Source organism: Actinacidiphila alni (genome assembly GCF_900112845.1).
Taxonomy (GTDB): domain Bacteria; phylum Actinomycetota; class Actinomycetes; order Streptomycetales; family Streptomycetaceae; genus Actinacidiphila; species Actinacidiphila alni.
This window is the reverse complement of the sequence record NZ_FONG01000008.1, coordinates 100,293-118,806: the sequence shown is the minus strand read 5'-3', so window position 1 is coordinate 118,806 and position 18,514 is coordinate 100,293. Positions and strand designations below refer to the sequence as shown.

Below are 18,514 nucleotides of genomic sequence, written 5' to 3'. Positions count from 1 at the left end.
CCGGCCTCACCCCTCCACCGGGACGGCACTGGCGAAGCCGCCGTCCACCATCAGATTCGCGACGGTCTCCAGCTCCGGCGGATTGCCCGCGAGGCGGAGCAGGAACGCGTCGAGCGACTCGCCGCAGGGCAGCAGCAGTTCGGCCACCCGGTCGGCGGGCGCGGCCCAGCGGTCGCCGTCGCGGATGTCGTCGTAGGCGCAGAACCAGACCGAACCGGTGCGCTCGCCCTTGACCTTGATCGCGAGCAGCCCGCCCTGGATGTAGGCGATCGCCAGGTAGTCCTTGGTCAGGTGGTCGCGCAGGCACTTGTTGACGTACACCAGGTCGTTGATCGCGGCGTCGTCGCGGACGGTGAAGAACGGCTGGTCGATCAGCAGCCCGAGGTCCGGGTCGAGGGCCACCCCGCCGGGCGCGCAGCCGCCGGCGGCCTTGAGGAAGGTGCGGTAGGCGCCCGGCAGCCGGTAGCCCAGCTCCTCCTCGACGTCACGGACCTGCGACTCGGTGACCGAGACCGGGTCCTTCGGCAGCCCGAAGTACACCGGCCGGGTCTCCTGGAGCGGCCGGGTGCCGCGCTTGGCGTGGTCGGCGGCGGAGGCGGCGAGGCCGCCGTGGTGCCGCAGCAGGGCCTTGACCTCGACCGGGACCAGTTCCAGCCGGCGGGTGCCGACGACGTGGTGCCACGTCCAGCCGTGCGGGGTCGCGACGGGGGAGAGGCTGCCCCACAGTTCGTGCCCCGAGGCGTGCAGCGCCGCGTTGGCCGACACGTAGTCGGTCAGCCGCAGTTCGTCTATCCCGAAGCCCTCGGGGGGCTCGGCGATCTCGGCGGCGGCCCGCGCGTACGGACTGAAATCGGGGATGCCGTTGTCGTCCACCCAGACCCCCTGGGGGTGGCGGGCGGCACGGACCGGGTCGGGAAAATTCACGACCTGTCCGGCATAGGCCGCGTTCGGCGGCACGGTGAGTCCCCCGGCCCCTGGGCCGGGAGGTGCTCCCAGCCCTTGCCGACCTGTCGTCATGGCGGTTGCCCCCTGCTGCGTCTGGCTGATGACCACAGCCTAGGGCCTGACCGGCGGTGTCGAACCAGGCCCTGTGGATAACCTGCCTGATCGGCCCGCTGCCGGGCCCGTACCCGCCCGCTGCCCGGTTCGTCCGGCCCGTACCCTGCCCGTACCCTGCCCGTCCGGCACGTGCTCCGGCCCGTGTCAGTTCCCGGTGGCCGCGGCCTTCAGCTTCTCGGCCTGCTTCAGCGGGATCGCCTCGCGCAGCGTCGCCGCCGTGTGGTCCGCGCGCACCGTCTCGTACGCGGCGGTGGCGTCGCCGGACCTGACGACGGTGACCAGGACGACGCCCGCGGCGCCCCGCGCGCTGTCGGCGATGGTGTACGACACCTCCTGGTCGCCCAGCGGCGCCCGGCCGGCGGGCGACGGCACCTGCTGCACGGTGTAGGAGGTGACCGCGCCGTTCCGGGTGGCCTTGAAGCCGTGGCAGGTCTTCAGCGCGGTGGCCAGCTCGTCCAGCACGGTCTTGGCGGTGCCCGGCGTGTAGGAGGCGATCACCGACAGGCTGATCTCCTTGGCCTTCTTGTCCTTGTCGGCGGTGTCGGTGACCATCGCGCCGGTGTAGACCTGCCGCGGGTGCTTGGGCTGGCTGCTCCACTGGTCGGCGACCGGCTGGCAGTCCGCCTTGTCGACCGTCGTGGCCGGGCCGAGCAGCTGCGTCTTGCTGCCCGCGGGCAGCACCTGGACGTGCGGGACGTCCTTGGAGGTGAGCAGCGCCGAGGTGAGCTTCGCCGTCGAGACCGCGCCGGAGGCGCGGACCGGGCCCGGGTCCTTCTTCGCCTTGTCCCCGCCGCCGCCCCCGCAGGCCGCGGTGAGCGCGAGCACCGGCACCAGGGCGGCCGCCGCGAGACCGGCGGTCCGTGCGTGCCCGCCGCCGCGCCGCAGGTCAGCGGCGTCCTCGCGGCTACCGGTCAGTAGGCGACTGCGTACGCGTATCGGCATCTGGTGTTCCTCTGTGGTGTGTCCGTCCCCGGGACCTGGCGGGCGACGGCCCGTTGCCGCGCGACTTTACGGCACCGGGCGCCCGGTTTCCCCTATGGTCCTGCTCACAAAACGGTCACTTCGACGGGGCACCCCGCAGGGTCGTTCCGAAGGATCACTTCTGTGCGGCCTTCAGCTTCTCGTTCTGCTTGCGCGCGACCTCGATGGGCAGGTCGCCCGCGCCGCCCGCCGACTTCACCGACAGATAGGCGGTGACCGTGTCGCCGGTCCGCACCACCGTCACCAGTGCCGCGCCGGACTTCTTGTCCTTGGTGTCGGTCATCACGTAGGAGACGGCCTCGTCGCCGGTCGGCACCTGCGGGCCCTTGGCGATGGTGAACGGCGTCTTGGTGCCGGTGTTGTCCGTCGCCGTGAAGCCCGTGCAGGTGCCCAGCGCCGTCTTCACCGACGCCAGGACCTTCTGGGCGTCACCTGGTGCGTGGGAGGCGACCAGCATCTGATTGATCGCGTCGGGCGTCGCGCCCGACGTCGTCCTCGCGAAGGCCGCGCCGATGAACGCCTTGCGGGGGATCTTCGGCTTGCTGCTGGTGACGTCGGCCAGCGGCTGGCAGTCCGCCTTGTCGGCGGTGAGCGTGGCGGTGCCGGCGGAGTCGTCGGTCTGCGAGACCTGGACCGTCCAGCCGGGCACGTCGGCCTGGGTGATCAGCGCCTTGGCGAGCTGCGCCTTGCTGAGCGTGCCGTCCGTGCTCCCCGCGTCGTCCGAACCGCCCGAGCCGTCCGAACCGTTCGCGGACGCGGACGCCGAGGCGGAGTCCGTCGCCCCGCCCTTGCCGTCGTCCGACGAGCCGGAGCAGGCGGCGGCGAGGAGGACGGCGGGCACTACGGCGGCGGCCAGACGGAGCCGGGTCTTGCGCATGGGGGTCACATTCCCTGATCGACGGCGGCCCGCGGTCGCGGACCGACTGCCGATCCTTCCGCCCCGCCGCGCCCGCGTCCACGCGCCGTACGGGGGCGCGTCCCGCGCCGTTCACGCACCTGTGTTCGGCGGGCGACACCGCGGATCGTTTGTCACCCTCCGTCGACCGGACGTGCCCATGTGCCGATCATTCATGGGCACTTGCTGTGCCCGCGCTGCCGACGCTCCGTCACAGGACGGTGACATGGCCCACACAGGATGGGCGTGGCGCCGCGTCCGGCTTCCCCATCGGATGGCCTGTTTGGCACTCTGATCGGCATACGGGGGATCGCCCGCTCCGGCGGGCGGATGGAGGGATGCACACAGATCATGACAACTCAGACGCAGGCGGCGACGGCCGCCGATCCACGGTTGAGCTGGCGCGGTCCGGACGATCCGGTGGGCCCGCCGGTGCTGCGGCACCGCAGGGACGGCATCATGCCGGCGGTCGCCGCCGCGCTGCTGATCCGCGACGAGGTGCTGACCTGTACGGGGGCCAAGGGCGAACAACCCCCCGTACTGCACCCGATCGTTCAGGACTTCCTGGACGCGCTGCCGGTCGCGCAGCGGGAACGGTTCACCGGCCGCTGCCCCGAACCGGTGCTCATTTCACGCCACTTGACCGCGGTCGAGGCGAACCGGGGCAAGCGTGCCTCTCGCAAACCGCTCACCCAGGGTGAGGCCCGCAAGGCGTTGCGCGGCGCGAAGCTCACCTCGCGGCGGATCCGCGAGGACGGCGATCCGTCACACGGCGCGTACGCCCCGCCCTGCCGGTCCTGCGCGCCGCTGCTGTCGCACCTGGGTGTCCGGCCGGTCGACCCGGCGGCGGAAGGAGCATGAGCCACCCCATGGCGGGCTCCACCCGGTTCCCGGTCGGCGTCGACGCCGCGCTGCGCGCCGCGGGCTGGCAGCCGGGGCGCTGGGACATCAAGCAGGCCGAGGTCTGGGCGGACACGCTGCGCGCGTACGAGTCGCCCGGCGGCCACCGGCACGCGGTGTTCCCCGCCGCGGTCGAGGCATGGGCCGAATTCGGCGGTCTGCGCGTCTCCGGCGTCTCGGGACCCGGCCGGCAGATCGCGCCGACCGCGCTCGTCATCGACCCGCTGCGCGGCCTGCACCTGGCGCGGACCTTCGGCGACCTCGGCCGCGCCCTGGAGACCGAGATCAGCCCGCTCGGCGAGGAACCCGCCTCCGGCGCGCTGCTGGCCATCGACGCCGAGGGCCGGGTCTACACCATCGACCACACCGGCGACTGGTACGCCGGGCCCACCATCGACCGCGCGCTGGCCACACTGATCGGCGGCGTCCGCCCGGTCCGGCTGACCCTGGGCTGACGCCGGGCCGGTACGGGGCCGGCCCCCGACTGACCTGCGGCTTCCGCCGGTCGGCTCTACCCACGGGTGGACGGCGGGGTGGAGGACCGGGTGGAGGTCCCTGACACGGGGATGCGCCTCAAGTAGCAGACCCCTAGGGGGAGTGACCTACTTTCGGCGGCCACCGGTTCGTACCGGCGGATGACGATCCGGCGCCGCGGATTCCATACCGTCATGGAGCGGGGTGGGGATACCCCCACCCCGAAGACGGAGACCTCCCCCATCGTGCGGGGGACGGCGCTCCAGCAGGCTTGTCGCACCGGCCGGGAACGGCCACGCCCGACGAGGGCCGACGGTCCGCGCAGGACCGGGGCATCAGCCCACAACGACTTTCACAGGAGATTCTCGTGACAACGGCAGTGACGATTCCCAGGTCCGGGGGCAGCGGAGAGCGTCCGGCCGTTGCCGCAGCAGGCCGAGCGGTGACCAAGGCGTACGGCGTCGGCGAGACCCGGGTCCTCGCGCTCGACGCGGTGGACGTCGACATCGCGCGCGGCCGGTTCACCGCGATCATGGGCCCCTCCGGGTCCGGCAAGTCCACGCTGATGCACTGCCTGGCCGGCCTCGACACCGTCTCCGAGGGCCGGATCTGGATCGGCGACACCGAGATCACCGGCCTGAAGGACAAGAAGCTCACCCAGCTGCGCCGGGACAAGATCGGCTTCATCTTCCAGTCGTTCAACCTGCTGCCGACGCTCAACGCGGCGGAGAACATCACGCTGCCGATGGACATCGCCGGCCGCAAGGTGGACCGCGACTGGTTCGACCGGGTCGTGGAGACCGTCGGCCTGGCCGGCCGCCTCAAGCACCGCCCGACGCAGCTGTCCGGCGGCCAGCAGCAGCGCGTCGCGGTCGCCCGCGCGCTCGCCGCCCGCCCCGAGATCATCTTCGGCGACGAGCCGACCGGAAACCTCGACTCCCGGGCCGGCGCCGAAGTCCTCGGCTTCCTGCGTCGCTCGGTGGACGAACTGGGCCAGACCATCGTCATGGTCACCCACGACCCGGTCGCCGCCTCCTACGCCGACCGCGTCCTCTACCTTGCCGACGGCCGGATCGTCGACGAAATGCTCAACCCGACCGCCGACTCCGTCCTGGAGCGCATGAAGTCCTTCGACGGTCGCGGGAGGACGTCGTGACCGTCATGAAGACCTCCGTGCGCAACTTCCTCGCGCACAAGGGCCGCATGGCGCTGTCGGCAATCGCGGTCCTGCTCTCGGTGGCGTTCGTCTGCGGCACCCTGGTGTTCACCGACACCATGACCGCCACCTTCGACAAGCTCTTCGGCTCCACCGCCTCCGACGTCACGATCAGCGCCAAGAAGGTCGACGACGCGCAGGAGACCGGCCGCCCCGACACCGTCCCCGCCTCCCTCCAGCAGACGCTGGTCAAGGTCCCGGGCGTCGTCTCCTCCTACCCCGACGTGACCAGCGACAAGGTGACGGTCGCCGACGCGCGCACCAACAAGAGCATCAGCCCGTCCACCGGCGCCCCGACCATCGTCAGCAACTGGGACCCGACCGAGACCAAGGCCGTGGAGCTGTCCACCGGCCACACCCCGCGCGGCCCCACCGACGCGGTGATCGACGCCGACACCGCCAAGAAGCACCACCTGAAGATCGGTGACTCGCTGCGCGTCATCGCGGCACCCGGCGACTTCCACGTCACCATCTCCGGCATCGTCACCTTCAAGACCACCAACCCCGGCGCGGCGGTCATCTACGTCGAGACCTCCACCGCCCAGGCCAAGCTGCTCGGCGACACCAAGGCGTACACCGGCTACGGCCTGACCGCCGCCAAGGGCGTCTCCGACGACCGCCTCAAGGCGGACGTCACGGCGGCCATCGGCTCCAAGTACACCGTCGACACCGCCGCGGAGACCAAGAAGAAGGACAAGGACGACGTCGGCAGCTTCCTGAACTTCATGAAGTACGCGATGCTCGGCTTCGCCGGCATCTCGGTGCTGGTCGGCATCTTCCTGATCGTCAACACCTTCTCCATGCTGGTCGCCCAGCGCACCCGTGAGATCGGCCTGATGCGGGCGCTCGGCTCCAGCCGCAGGCAGATCAACCGGTCGGTGCTCGTCGAGGCGGTGCTGCTCGGCATCACCGGTTCCGTGCTCGGCATCGGCGGCGGCATCGGCCTGGCCATCGGCCTGATGAAGCTGATGGGCAAGGCCGGCATGAAGCTCGACACCTCCGAGCTGACCATCAAGGCCACCACTCCGGTCGTCGGCCTGGCCATCGGCGTCGTCGTCACCGTGATCTCCGCCTACATCCCGGCCCGCCGGGCCGGCAAGATCTCCCCGATGGCGGCGCTGCGCGACGCCGGTACCCCCGCGGACGGCAGGGCGGGCAAGATCCGCGCCACCATCGGTGTGCTGATCTGCGCCGTCGGCGCGGTCGCCCTGATCGGCGCGGGCAAGTCCGACAAGGCGTCCTCCGGCGGCGGACTGCTGGGTCTGGGCGTGCTGTTCAGCCTGGTCGGCTTCGTGATCGTCGGCCCGCTGCTGGCCGGGGTGATCGTCCGCGCGGTCAGCGCGGTCGTGCTGCGGTTCTTCGGACCGATGGGCCGCCTCGCCGAGCGCAACGCGCTGCGCAACCCGCGCCGTACGGGCGCCACCGCCTCCGCGCTGATGATCGGCCTCGCGCTGGTGGCCGGCATGTCGGTGGTCGGCTCCTCGATGGTGGCCTCCGCCGACGACCAGCTCGACAAGTCGGTCGGCGCGGACTTCATCCTCCAGCCCGACGGCGGCCAGCCGCTGACCCCGGCCCTGGTGTCGGCGATCAAGTCGGCCCAGCACATCGAGCACTTCACCGAGTACGCCGGCGTCAACGCCAAGGTCACGCTGCCCGACGGCAAGACCGTCACCAAGCAGTTCAGCGCGGTCACCCCGACCTACGCCGACGACCTGCGGCTGAAGACGGTCAAGGGCAAGCTGACCGACGCCTACGCGCCGAACGGCATGTCGGTCAACGAGGGCTACGCCAAGGACCACCACATCAAGATCGGCGACGAGCTGCCGGTGGCGATGGTCGGCGGTACGCCCACCAAGCTGCGGGTCAACGTCATCACCAGTGACGACACCACCGTCGACCACGGCGCCTGGTACACCAACCTGGCCACCGCCAAGAAGTACCTGCCGGCCGACAAGCAGCCGCTCGACCAGATCATGTTCGCCAAGGCGGAGTCCGGCAAGGCCAAGGAGGCGGGCGCGTCCCTGACCGCCGCGGTCAAGGACTACCCGCAGCTGAAGGTCCGCGACCAGTCGGACTTCAAGGACCTCATCCACAAGCAGGTCAACCAGCTGCTGTACATGATCTACGGGCTGCTCGGCCTCGCGATCATCGTCGCCATCCTGGGTGTGGTGAACACCCTGGCCCTGTCGGTGGTGGAGCGGACCCGGGAGATCGGCCTGATGCGGGCGATCGGTACCTCCCGGCGGCAGCTGCGCCGGATGATCCGCCTCGAATCGGTGGTCATCGCCCTGTTCGGCGCCCTGGTCGGTCTCGGTCTCGGCCTCGGCTGGGGCACCACGGGACAGCGGGTACTGGCCTCCCAGGGCCTCGGCGTCCTGGAGATCCCCTGGCCGACGATCATCGCGGTCTTCATCGGCTCCGCCGTGGTCGGCCTGCTGGCCGCCCTCCTCCCGGCCTTCCGGGCCGGCCGGATGAACGTGCTGAACGCGATCGCGACGGACTGAGCCGGGCCCCCGGCCCCAGCCCGTCCCGTTCCACCCGTCCCCGCCCGAGGACGCGGCCCCGGAAGCGCAACCCCCCGCGCTCCGGGGCCGCCGCACGTCCTGCCCCGGCCAGTCCCGCCCCCGTACGTCCTGCCTCGGCCCGCCCTGCCCCGCCCGTCCCCCGCCGCCGTGCGCACCCCCCTGGCGGGGGACGTCCCGAGGTACGTCCTGTGCGTGTCGGCGGTACGTCGTACGCTGGAGGGACCCCCGGCCCGTGAGACGTGTCGGGCGGTTCGCGTTGCCCGCTGCCCCCTGGACGGAATCCCCATGAGTCTGAACGGTCTGGTCGACGTCGTCGTCGAGGACGCCGCCCTCGCGGAGGCGGTGGCCGCCGCCACGTCCGGCGCGCGGCCGATGGTCGACCTGGTCGGCCCGCCCGCCGCCCGGCCGCTGGCGATCGCGGCGCTCGCCGCCCGCGCGCACCGCACCGTACTGGCGGTCACCGCGACCGGCCGCGAGGCGGAGGACCTGGCCGCGGCCCTGCGCACCCTGCTGCCGCCGGACTCGGTCGCCGAGTACCCGGCGTGGGAGACGCTGCCGCACGAGCGGCTCTCCCCGCGCAGCGACACCGTCGGCCGCCGCCTCGCCGTGCTGCGCCGCCTCGCGCACCCGCGGGCCGACGACGCGGCGAGCGGCCCCGTCCAGGTCGTGGTCGCCCCCATCAGGTCGGTGCTGCAACCGCAGGTCAAGGGCCTGGGCGACCTGGAGCCCGTGTCCCTGCGGACCGGGCAGAGCGCCGACCTCGGCGAGGTCACCGAGGGCCTGGCGGCAGCCGCGTACGCCCGGGTGGAACTGGTCGAGAAGCGCGGCGAATTCGCGGTCCGCGGCGGCATCCTCGATGTCTTCCCGCCGACCGAGGAGCACCCGCTGCGGGTGGAGTTCTGGGGCGACGACGTCGAGGAGATCCGCTACTTCAAGGTCGCCGACCAGCGCTCCCTTGAGGTCGCCGAGCACGGCCTGTGGGCGCCGCCCTGCCGTGAGCTGCTCCTCACCGACCAGGTCCGCGAGCGCGCCGCCGCGCTCGCCGCCGACCACCCCGAGCTGCACGAACTGCTCGACAAGATCGCCGAGGGCATCGCGGTCGAGGGCATGGAGTCGCTGGCCCCGGTGCTGGTCGACGACATGGAGCTGCTGCTCGACGTGCTGCCGGCCGGCAGCATGGCCGTGGTGTGCGACCCGGAGCGGGTCCGTACGCGCGCCGCCGACCTGGTGGCCACCTCCCGCGAGTTCCTCGAGGCGTCCTGGGCGGCCTCGGCCGGCGGGGGACAGGCGCCGGTCGACCTGGGCGCGGCCTCGCTGTGGTCGATCGCCGACGTCCGCGACCGGGCCCGCGAACTGGGCGTGGCGTGGTGGTCGGTGAGCCCCTTCGCCGCCGACGAGGCCGACGACCTGGCCGCCGACACCCTCAAGCTCGGCATGCACGCGCCGGAGCTGTACCGCGGCGACACCGCCCGCGCGCTCGCCGACACCAAGGGCTGGCTGGCCGACGGCTGGCGCACCGTCTACGTCACCGAGGGCCAGGGCCCGGCCTCCCGCGTCGTGGAGGTGCTGGGCGGCGAGGGCATCGCGGCCCGCCTCGACACGGAGCTGGCCGATCTGGCGCCGTCCGTCGTCCATGTGGCGACCGGCTCCATCGAGCACGGCTTCATCGACCCGGCGCTCAAGCTGGCCGTCCTCACCGAGACCGACCTGTCGGGGCAGCGCTCGTCCACCAAGGACATGGGCCGGATGCCGTCCCGGCGCCGCAAGACCATCGACCCGCTGACCCTCCAGGCGGGCGACTACATCGTGCACGAGCAGCACGGCGTCGGCCGCTACGTGGAGATGGTGCAGCGCACCGTGCAGGGCGCCACCCGCGAGTACCTGCTGGTCGAATACGCGCCCGCCAAGCGCGGCCAGCCCGGCGACCGGCTGTTCGTGCCGACCGACCAGCTGGAGCAGGTCACCAAGTACGTGGGCGGCGAGGCGCCGTCGCTGCACCGGCTGGGCGGCGCGGACTGGACGAAGACCAAGGCGCGCGCGAAGAAGGCCGTCAAGGAGATCGCCGCCGACCTGATCAAGCTCTACTCGGCGCGGATGGCCGCGCCCGGCCACACCTTCGGCCCCGACACCCCGTGGCAGCGCGAGCTGGAGGACGCCTTCCCGTACGCGGAGACGCCCGACCAGCTCACCACCATCGCCGAGGTCAAGGACGACATGGAGAAGTCGGTCCCGATGGACCGGCTGATCTGCGGCGACGTCGGCTACGGCAAAACCGAAATCGCTGTGAGAGCGGCCTTCAAGGCGGTGCAGGACGGCAAGCAGGTCGCCGTCCTGGTGCCGACGACGCTGCTGGTGCAGCAGCACATGGGGACCTTCACCGAGCGGTACGCGCAGTTCCCGGTCAAGGTGCGGGCGCTGTCCCGTTTCCAGACCGAGTCCGAGGCCAAGGCGACGCTGGAGGGCCTGCGGGACGGCACCGTCGACCTGGTGATCGGCACCCACCGGCTGTTCTCGTCGGAGACGAAGTTCAAGGACCTCGGCCTGGTCATCGTCGACGAGGAGCAGCGCTTCGGCGTCGAGCACAAGGAGCAGCTGAAGAAGCTGCGCGCCAATGTGGACGTGCTGACGATGTCCGCGACGCCGATCCCGCGCACCCTGGAGATGGCCGTCACCGGCATCCGCGAGATGTCCACCATCACCACCCCGCCCGAGGAGCGGCACCCGGTGCTGACCTTCGTCGGCCCGTACGAGGAGCGGCAGATCGGCGCCGCGATCCGCCGTGAACTGCTGCGCGAGGGCCAGGTCTTCTACATCCACAACCGGGTGGAGTCGATCGACCGGGCGGCGGCGCGGCTGCGCGCGATCGTCCCGGAGGCGCGGATCGCCACCGCGCACGGGCAGATGGGGGAGTCGCAGCTCGAACAGGTCGTGGTCGACTTCTGGGAGAAGCGCTTCGACGTGCTGGTGTCCACCACGATCGTGGAGTCCGGCATCGACATCGCCAACGCCAACACCCTGATCGTGGAGCGCGGCGACACCTTCGGGCTGAGCCAGCTGCACCAGTTGCGCGGCCGGGTCGGCCGGTCCCGGGAGCGCGGCTACGCGTACTTCCTCTACCCGCCGGAGAAGCCGCTGACCGAGACCGCGCACGAGCGGCTGGCCACCATCGCCCAGCACACCGAGATGGGCGCGGGCATGTACGTGGCGATGAAGGACCTGGAGATCCGCGGCGCGGGCAATCTGCTCGGCGGCGAGCAGTCCGGGCACATCGCGGGCGTCGGATTCGACCTGTACGTACGGATGGTGGGCGAGGCCGTCGCCGACTACCGCTCGGCGCTGGAGAGCGGCGGCGAGCCGGAGGAGACGCTGCTCGACGTCAAGATCGAGCTGCCGGTGGACGCGCACGTCCCGCACGACTACGCGCCCGGCGAGCGGCTGCGGCTCCAGGCGTACCGCTCCATCGCGGCCGCCAACACCGCCGACGACATCGCGGCGGTCCGCGAGGAGCTGGTCGACCGCTACGGCAAGCTGCCGGAGCCGGTGGAGAATCTGCTGCTGGTGGCGGGGCTGCGGATGCTGGCCCGCAAGGTCGGCGTCGGCGACATCACGCTCCAGGGCGCCAACGTCCGCTTCGGACCCGTGGAGTTGCGCGAGTCGCAGGAGCTGCGGCTGAACCGGCTGTACCCGCGCACCGTGCTCAAGCACGCCACCAAGCAGATCCTCGTCCCGCGCCCGTCGACCGCCCGGATCGGCGGCAAGCCGGTCGTGGGACGCGAACTCCTGGAGTGGACCGCGGAGTTCCTGACGACGGTGCTGGACAACTGACGGCGCCGGACGACTGACGGCACCCGGCCACGGACGGCACCCGGCCACGGACCGTGCCGTACAACTAGGCCGGATTTTGTTGATTTCCGTTCGCGCGGCGGACGTTCAATGGTCTGGACCTTGACAGGTCCAGACCATTCCGCTTGAGTCTGTCCCGACTTCACTCAACCCCCATAAGGAGTGGTCGCGTGTCGAGACAACGGCTCATAGCTTTTCTCACCGCACTGGCGGTCGCGGTAGGACTCGCCATCCTCGTACCGCTGGCCTCCACCGCCTCGGCGGCGGAATGCACGACCCCGTACAGCTCCTCGGCGGTCTACACCGGCGGGATGACCGCGTCGTACAACAGCCACAACTGGCAGGCCAAGTGGTGGACCCAGGGCGAGACGCCGTCCACCGGCGGCTCCGGCGTCTGGGCCGACCAGGGCTCCTGCGGCAGCGGCTCGGGCGGCACCGGTGGCACCACCGGCGGCAGCGGCAACTGCAACTACCCGGCGTGGGTCGCGGGCCACAACTACGTGGCCGGTGACATCGTCAAGTACACCAACGGCAACTACTACAAGGCCTCGCACGACAACCCGGGCTACGACCCGGTGATCAGCACCTGGTACTGGGACCCGTACGGCTGCAACGGCGGTGGCGGCACCACCCCGCCGTCCAACGGCTCCTTCGTGGTCAGCGAGGCCCAGTTCAACCAGATGTTCCCGAGCCGGAACTCGTTCTACAGCTACAGCGGTCTGACCGCGGCGCTCAGCGCGTACCCCGGCTTCGCCACCACCGGCAGTGACACGGTCAAGAAGCAGGAGGCCGCGGCCTTCCTCGCCAACGTCAGCCACGAGACCGGCGGCCTCGTCTACATCACCGAGATCGACAAGTCCGGCAACTACTGCGACGCCAACCAGTCGTACGGCTGCCCGGCCGGCACCTACGCCTACTACGGCCGCGGCCCGATCCAGCTCAGCTGGAACTTCAACTACAAGGCGGCCGGCGACGCGCTCGGCGTCAATCTGCTGAACAACCCCAGCCTCGTCGAGACCGACTCGGCCATCGCCTGGAAGACCGGTCTTTGGTACTGGAACACCCAGACCGGCCCCGGCACCATGACCGGCCACAACGCCATGGTCAACGGCGCCGGCTTCGGTGAGACCATCCGCAGCATCAACGGCAGCATCGAGTGCAACGGCGGCAACCCCGCCCAGGTGCAGAGCCGGATCAACGCCTACCAGAACTTCGTCTCCATCCTCGGCGTCCCGGCGGGCAACAACCTCAGCTGCTGACCCGACGCTCCGGCCGGGGCCGCGCCAGCGGCCGTGTCCGCGGCACGTGACCGACGCGCCCCGCTCACCACGAGCGGGGCGCGTTAGTGTGAGCGGCTGTGACGATCACGGGTGCGGGGACGAACGTACGGCCGCTGGCGGCGGGACAGCGCGCGCGGCTCATGGTCGGCGACATCGACGGCGGCACGCCCCGCCTGGTGCACGAGACCGCCGACAGCGCCCTGGAGGCGCCCAACTGGACGCCCGACGGCCGCGAGTTGGTCTTCAACCAGGACGGGCTGCTGCTGCGGATCCCCGCCGACGCCACCGCCGGCGACGCGGTGCCCGAGGTGATCGACACCGGCGGCATCACCGACGCCAACAACGACCATGTGCTGTCACCGGACGGCCGCACGGTCTACCTCTCGGCGGGCGACGGGCACATCCACGCCGTGCCCTTCGGCGGCGGGCCCGCCCGCCGGGTCACCAACGACCGCGGCCCCGGCCCCTTCCAGCACTTCCTGCACGGCGTCTCGCCCGACGGCCGCACCCTGGCGTACGTCGGCGTCGAGCCGTACGGCGGCGACGAGTGGGGCTACCGCAACATCTTCACGCTGCCGGCCGCGGGCGGCCCCGACACCCGGCTGACGGACACCCCGGCGCCCGCCGACGGGCCGGAGTTCGGCCCGGACGGGGAGTGGATCTACTTCAACTCCGAGCACGGGGCGACCGTTTCCGGCCATGCGCAGCTCTTCCGGATGCGGCCCGACGGCTCGCAGTTGACGCGGCTGACGTCTGACGAGCGCGTCAACTGGTTCCCGCACCTGTCGCCCGATGGACGACACGTCCTCTACATCAGCTTCCCGCCCGGCACCGAGGGCCACCCCGCCGACCGCGACGTCGTCCTGCGCGTCATGGACCCCGACGGCGGCGCGCCGCGCGACGTGCTGTCCTTCTTCGGCGGCCAGGGCAGCCTCAACGTCAACAGCTGGGCGCCCGACAGCCGCCGCTTCGCCTACGTCGACTACCCGGTGTCCTGACCACCCGTGTCCTGACCGGCCGCTATCCGGTGGTCGCCGGGCTCGTACGGTGCAGGATCACATACCCCTCGGCGTTGGCGATCTCGGTGTACTCGGCCGCCGGATGGAGCTGCTTGGCGTACGTCAGCGGGTCGGGCACCCAGCCCGAGGTGTTGTCGATGGCGATGTAGTCCGGATTGACGCCCTGGGCGCTGCCGACCCAGTAGACGGTCGTGCGGTGCACCAGGCGGCTGATCGGGCCGACGTTCGCCTCCACGCTGGAGCCGTCCGGGATCTCGTCGAGCAGCTTCTCCACGGCCTTGGTGTGCGCGTCGACCTTGTACGTGTCGCCGTGGCTCAGCGAGGCCAGCGGCAGCGTCATGGTCAGCGCGAGCGCGGCGCCCGCCACGGCGGCGGGCAGCCCGGAGGCGTACGAGCGCAGCCACGGGCGCGGGCTGGTGCGCGAGAGCGCCGCCGCGTCCACGAGGGCCAGGAAGACCACCGGCATCAGCACCGCGCTGTAGTGCCAGTCGGTGCCCCAGTAGTGGTCGTCGTGCGAGATGAAGCGCCAGCCGATGGTCGGCAGCGCCGCCAGCAGCAGCGGTGAGCGCAGCGCCAGCAGGCCGCTGGTCGGCAGCAGGATCCACAGCAGGGTGTGCACGGCGGTGGCGAACGGGATGTGGCCCGGCATCGGCGCCCCGTCGCCGTTCAGCTTGTTCCAGTAGTCGTAGCCGCCGGTGGTGTTGAACGCCGGGATGATCACGGCGAAGGCGAGCGCGGAGGCCAGCACCCCGAGGCTCGCCAGACCCATCGCGTACGGCCCGTAGCGCATGCCGTCGGTGAGCCGGGGCTCGGCGTCGCCGGCTTCGTCCCGCTCGGAGCGCTGCCCGGGGACGGCCTCCGTACCACCGCTCGCGTCCGGCGTCCCCGCCTCGGTCTCGGGGCCGGGGTCGCGGCGGGTGCGCAGCCAGACGATCACGCCGATCGCGGCGGCCGTGACGCCCATGTCCTCCTTGACGAAGATCAGCGGCACCGCCCACCACATCGCCGGGGCCCACTTCCGGCGCAGCACGGCCTCCAGGGAGAAGGCCAGCAGGGGCATCGCGAAGGCGATCTCGTGGAAGTCGAACTCGACCGCGCGCTGCACGCCCCAGGACAGCCCGTACGCCACGCCGATCGCCAGGCCCCGCCCGCGGCCCAGCACGAAGGCGGCGCCGCGCGTCACCGGGATCACGGACACCGCGAAGAGCACGGCCTGCGCCACCAGCAGCGTCACCGGGCTGGGGAAGATCCGGTAGAAGGGGGCGATCAGCACGGTGATCGGGCTGAAGTGGTCGCCGAGGATGTTGAAGCCCGGGCCCTTGAGGTCGGCGACCGGCGCGTGGAAGTGCGCGTAGGACTTGATCGCCTCCTCGAAGATGCCGAGGTCCCACGACATGGTGAGCATCCGGTCGTAGCGGGTCACCGACAGCAGCAGGAAGGCCACGAAGAAGCCGGCGGCCAGCAGATACGGGTCGGCGCGCGCGCCGATCCGGCCGAGGACGGACCCGGTCGCGGGCGCGTCGTCCACCGCGGCGCCGCTGCGCGCGGCGGTTCTGGTGCCCTCGGCGGGTATCACGGCCTCGGCCCTGTCCATCGTCGGTCCTCCCGCGGAAGCTGGGTCAAGGTCTGCTGGTACGTGTGCTGTGTCTGTCGCGTCTACTGCGTCTGTCGTGTCTGCTGCCGGGTCCGGTACGTCTGCCGCGTCCGCTCCGTCCTCCGGCAACGGTCTGCCGGAAAAGATACGGGACGACGCTGTGCCGGTGGCACCCGTGAACCCGCCATCCGTGCCCCCGTACGTCACTCCCGTCGCAGGACGACATAGCCGCCGCTGTTCCCGAGCAGCGCGAAATCCGCCCCCGGGTGGAGCTGCCGCGCGTATCCGACCGGGTCGCGGAGCCACCCCGAACGGTTCTCCAGCGCGAGGTAGTCCGGGTTGACGTCCTGGGCGCCGCCGACCCAGTAGACGGTGGTGCGGCGCGCCAGGCGGCTGATCGGGCCGACGTTCGCCTCCACGGTGGCGCCGTCCGGGATCCGGTCGAGCAGCCGCTCGGCGGCCCTTGTGCCGGCGTCGACCCTGTAGGTGCCGGCGTGGCTCAGCGAGGCCAGCGGCAGCGACACCGTGAGGGCGAGGGCGGCGCCCGCCAGCGCGGCGGGCAGCCTGGAGGCGTACGCGCGCAGCCAGCGGCGCCGGCCGGTGCGCGAGCGCGCCGCCGCGTCCACCCCGGCCAGGAAGGCGACCGGCATCAGCACCGCGCTGTAGTGCCAGAGCGTGCCCCAGTTCTCCGGGTAGTGGGACACGAAGCGCCAGCCGATCGTCGGCAGCGCCACCAGCAGCAGCGGTGAGCGCAGCGCCAGCAGGCCGCTGGTCGGCAGCAGGACCCACAGCAGGGTGCGGATCGCGGTGTCGGCCGGGATGTGGCCGGTGAGCGAGCCGTCGCCGTTGATATGGCCGAGCGCGTCGTAGCCGGGGCCGTGGAAGGCCGGGATGATCCACCGGATCTCCCACGCGGAGGCGGCCACCCCGAAGGCGGCGAGCCCGGCCGCGTACGCCCCCGTACGCTCCGGCGCGCGCTCGTCCCCGCGGGCCCGCAGCCACACCACCGCGCCGACGCACGCGACGCTCGCCCCCAGGTCCTCCTTGACCAGCACCAGCGGCACCGCCCACCACAGCGCGGCCGTCCACCTCCGGCGCAGCACGGCCTCCAGACAGAAGGCCAGCAGCGGCATCGCGAAGGCGATCTCGTGGAAGTCGAAGTCCACCGCGCGCTGCACGCCCCAGGACAGCCCGTACGCCACGCCGATCGCGAGGCCCCGCGCCCGGCCCAGCGACCCGGCCGCCGCCCGTGTCACGGGGATCACGGACACCGCGAAGAGCACGGCCTGCGCGACCAGCAGGGTCACCGGGCCCGGGAAGATCCGGTAGAAGGGGGCGATCAGCGCGGTGATCGGGCTGAAGTGGTCGCCGAGCACGTTGAAGCCGGGCCCTTTGAGGTCGGCGACCGGCGCGTGCAAGTGCGCGTAGCCGCGGACCGCCTGCTCGAAGATGCCGAGGTCCCACGACATGGTGAGCATCCGCCGGTAGCGGGTCACCGACAGGGCCGTGTAGAGCGCGAAGAAGGCGGCGGCCAGCAGATACGGGTCCGGCCGGGCGCCGCGCGTGGCCCGACGCGGCGGCACGGGCAGCGGGAGCGGCGCGGGTCGTACGGTCCGCGCCGGCAGTACGGCGGCCGCTGCCCGGTCCCGGTCCCTGTCCCCGTCCATCTCGGACCCTCCTTGTGGTGCGCTATGACCGGGTTGTCCCGTTTCGCCGAGGTCCCAGCTTGGTCGCGTCCGCCGCCCGTCCGGCGGTCGGCGCGCCGGAGCACACCCGTTTCCGGCCGAAGTCGGCCGTACTCTCTCCTGGTTGGGGCAGATGCACCGGCAGGGAACGGCCGTTTGACGGGGCGAGTGCGCCCCCGACCACATCTTTCGAGGGGCGTACATGAACACACGGACCACCCGCGCCGCGGCCTGCGCCGCGGCGGTACTCGTCGTCGCACTGGCCGGCTGCAAGGCCGACGTCGACGTCAGCGGCGACGGGCCCTCGTCGGGCGGGCGGACCTCGGCGTCCGCGCCCGCCGACAACAACGGCAACGGCGGCAGCGGCGGCGACCAGGGCCGGGCCGTCAGCCCGCTGGACAACCCCGACGGCACCAAGCCGGGCCTGGCCGCGATCACCTCGGACGCCGACAAGCAGAAGGCGCGCGACCTGATAGCGAAGGTCGCGGTCAAGGGCCGCGGGCCGAAGACGGGTTACGCGCGGGACGAGTTCGGCTCGGCGTGGACGGACTCCGCCAAGGACGTACCGCTCGCGCACAACGGCTGCGACACCCGCAACGACCTGCTCAAGCGGGACGGCGACGACGTCCACTACCGCTCCGGGTCCAAGTGCGTCGTCAGCACGATGACCTTCCACGACCCCTACACCGGCAAAACGATTCACTGGACGAAGACCAAGGCGACCACCGTCCAGATCGACCACGTCATGCCGCTGTCGTACGACTGGCAGATGGGCGCCGCCCACTGGTCCAAGGACAAGCGGACGGACATCGCCAACGACCCGCTCAACCTGCTCCCGGCCGACGGCCCGTCCAACAGCTCCAAGGGCGACTCGGGCCCGGCCTCGTGGCTGCCGCCGAGCAAGCAGATCCGCTGCTCCTACGTGGTGCGCTTCGCGCAGGTCTCGCTCAAGTACGACCTGCCGGTGACGGCGCCCGACAAGAAGATGATGCTGTCGCTCTGCGGCGGCTGAACCCCGGGCGCGGGGCGCGCGCCCGCCGGAG

General features: G+C 71.6%; 13 protein-coding genes. 8 read left to right on the top strand and 5 right to left on the bottom strand.

The window, feature by feature from the left end; all coding sequences use genetic code 11:
- Window positions 1-6: 6 nt before the first annotated feature.
- From BM076_RS15350 to BM076_RS15340, 3 genes are all read right to left on the bottom strand, one after another.
- Window positions 7-1,017, bottom strand: coding sequence for an HNH endonuclease (locus tag BM076_RS15350; RefSeq protein ID WP_093714095.1), 1,011 nt, complete (start codon window positions 1,015-1,017; stop codon window positions 7-9).
- Window positions 1,018-1,203: 186 nt separating this feature from the next.
- Window positions 1,204-2,001: a sensor domain-containing protein gene (locus BM076_RS15345; RefSeq protein WP_093714094.1), complete on the bottom strand. Its 798-nt coding sequence runs from the start codon at window positions 1,999-2,001 to the stop codon at window positions 1,204-1,206.
- A 154-nt stretch (window positions 2,002-2,155) separates the two neighbouring features.
- Window positions 2,156-2,917, bottom strand: a complete 762-nt coding sequence (locus BM076_RS15340; protein WP_093714093.1) for a sensor domain-containing protein — start codon at window positions 2,915-2,917, stop codon at window positions 2,156-2,158.
- A 369-nt stretch (window positions 2,918-3,286) separates the two neighbouring features.
- Here BM076_RS15340 and BM076_RS15335 point away from each other — a divergent pair, with 369 nt between their 5' ends.
- From BM076_RS15335 to BM076_RS15305, 7 genes are all read left to right on the top strand, one after another.
- A complete protein-coding gene (locus BM076_RS15335; protein ID WP_093714092.1) occupies window positions 3,287-3,796 on the top strand; it encodes a YwqJ-related putative deaminase in 510 nt (169 codons plus the stop codon).
- A complete protein-coding gene (locus BM076_RS15330; protein ID WP_093714091.1) occupies window positions 3,793-4,290 on the top strand; it encodes an SUKH-3 domain-containing protein in 498 nt (165 codons plus the stop codon). The genes BM076_RS15335 and BM076_RS15330 overlap by 4 nt, the downstream gene beginning before the upstream one ends.
- 386 nt (window positions 4,291-4,676) lie before the next feature.
- Window positions 4,677-5,465: an ABC transporter ATP-binding protein gene (locus BM076_RS15325; RefSeq protein WP_093714090.1), complete on the top strand. Its 789-nt coding sequence runs from the start codon at window positions 4,677-4,679 to the stop codon at window positions 5,463-5,465.
- Complete coding sequence (locus tag BM076_RS15320) at window positions 5,462-8,029, top strand: ABC transporter permease (protein ID WP_093714089.1); 2,568 nt, start codon at window positions 5,462-5,464, stop codon at window positions 8,027-8,029. The genes BM076_RS15325 and BM076_RS15320 overlap by 4 nt, the downstream gene beginning before the upstream one ends.
- 306 nt (window positions 8,030-8,335) lie before the next feature.
- Window positions 8,336-11,875, top strand: coding sequence for a transcription-repair coupling factor (gene mfd / locus BM076_RS15315; protein ID WP_093714088.1), 3,540 nt, complete (start codon window positions 8,336-8,338; stop codon window positions 11,873-11,875).
- Between the two features lie 188 nt (window positions 11,876-12,063).
- On the top strand, window positions 12,064-13,152 hold the full coding sequence (locus tag BM076_RS15310) for a glycoside hydrolase family 19 protein (protein ID WP_093714087.1): 1,089 nt from the start codon (window positions 12,064-12,066) through the stop codon (window positions 13,150-13,152).
- A 98-nt stretch (window positions 13,153-13,250) separates the two neighbouring features.
- A complete protein-coding gene (locus BM076_RS15305) occupies window positions 13,251-14,171 on the top strand; it encodes a TolB family protein (protein WP_218160072.1) in 921 nt (306 codons plus the stop codon).
- A 22-nt stretch (window positions 14,172-14,193) separates the two neighbouring features.
- Here BM076_RS15305 and BM076_RS15300 read toward each other — a convergent pair whose 3' ends face one another.
- On the bottom strand, window positions 14,194-15,786 hold the full coding sequence (locus BM076_RS15300) for a DUF2079 domain-containing protein (RefSeq protein WP_093714086.1): 1,593 nt from the start codon (window positions 15,784-15,786) through the stop codon (window positions 14,194-14,196).
- A 203-nt stretch (window positions 15,787-15,989) separates the two neighbouring features.
- Window positions 15,990-17,453 carry a DUF2079 domain-containing protein gene (locus tag BM076_RS15295; RefSeq protein WP_245796072.1) on the bottom strand — a complete coding sequence of 488 codons (1,464 nt, stop codon included), beginning with the start codon at window positions 17,451-17,453 and terminating at the stop codon, window positions 15,990-15,992.
- A 220-nt stretch (window positions 17,454-17,673) separates the two neighbouring features.
- Here BM076_RS15295 and BM076_RS15290 point away from each other — a divergent pair, with 220 nt between their 5' ends.
- The gene (locus BM076_RS15290; RefSeq protein WP_093714085.1) at window positions 17,674-18,483 is read left to right on the top strand and encodes an HNH endonuclease family protein; all 810 of its coding nucleotides are present in this window, start codon (window positions 17,674-17,676) and stop codon (window positions 18,481-18,483) included.
- The last annotated feature ends 31 nt before the right edge of the window (window positions 18,484-18,514 follow it).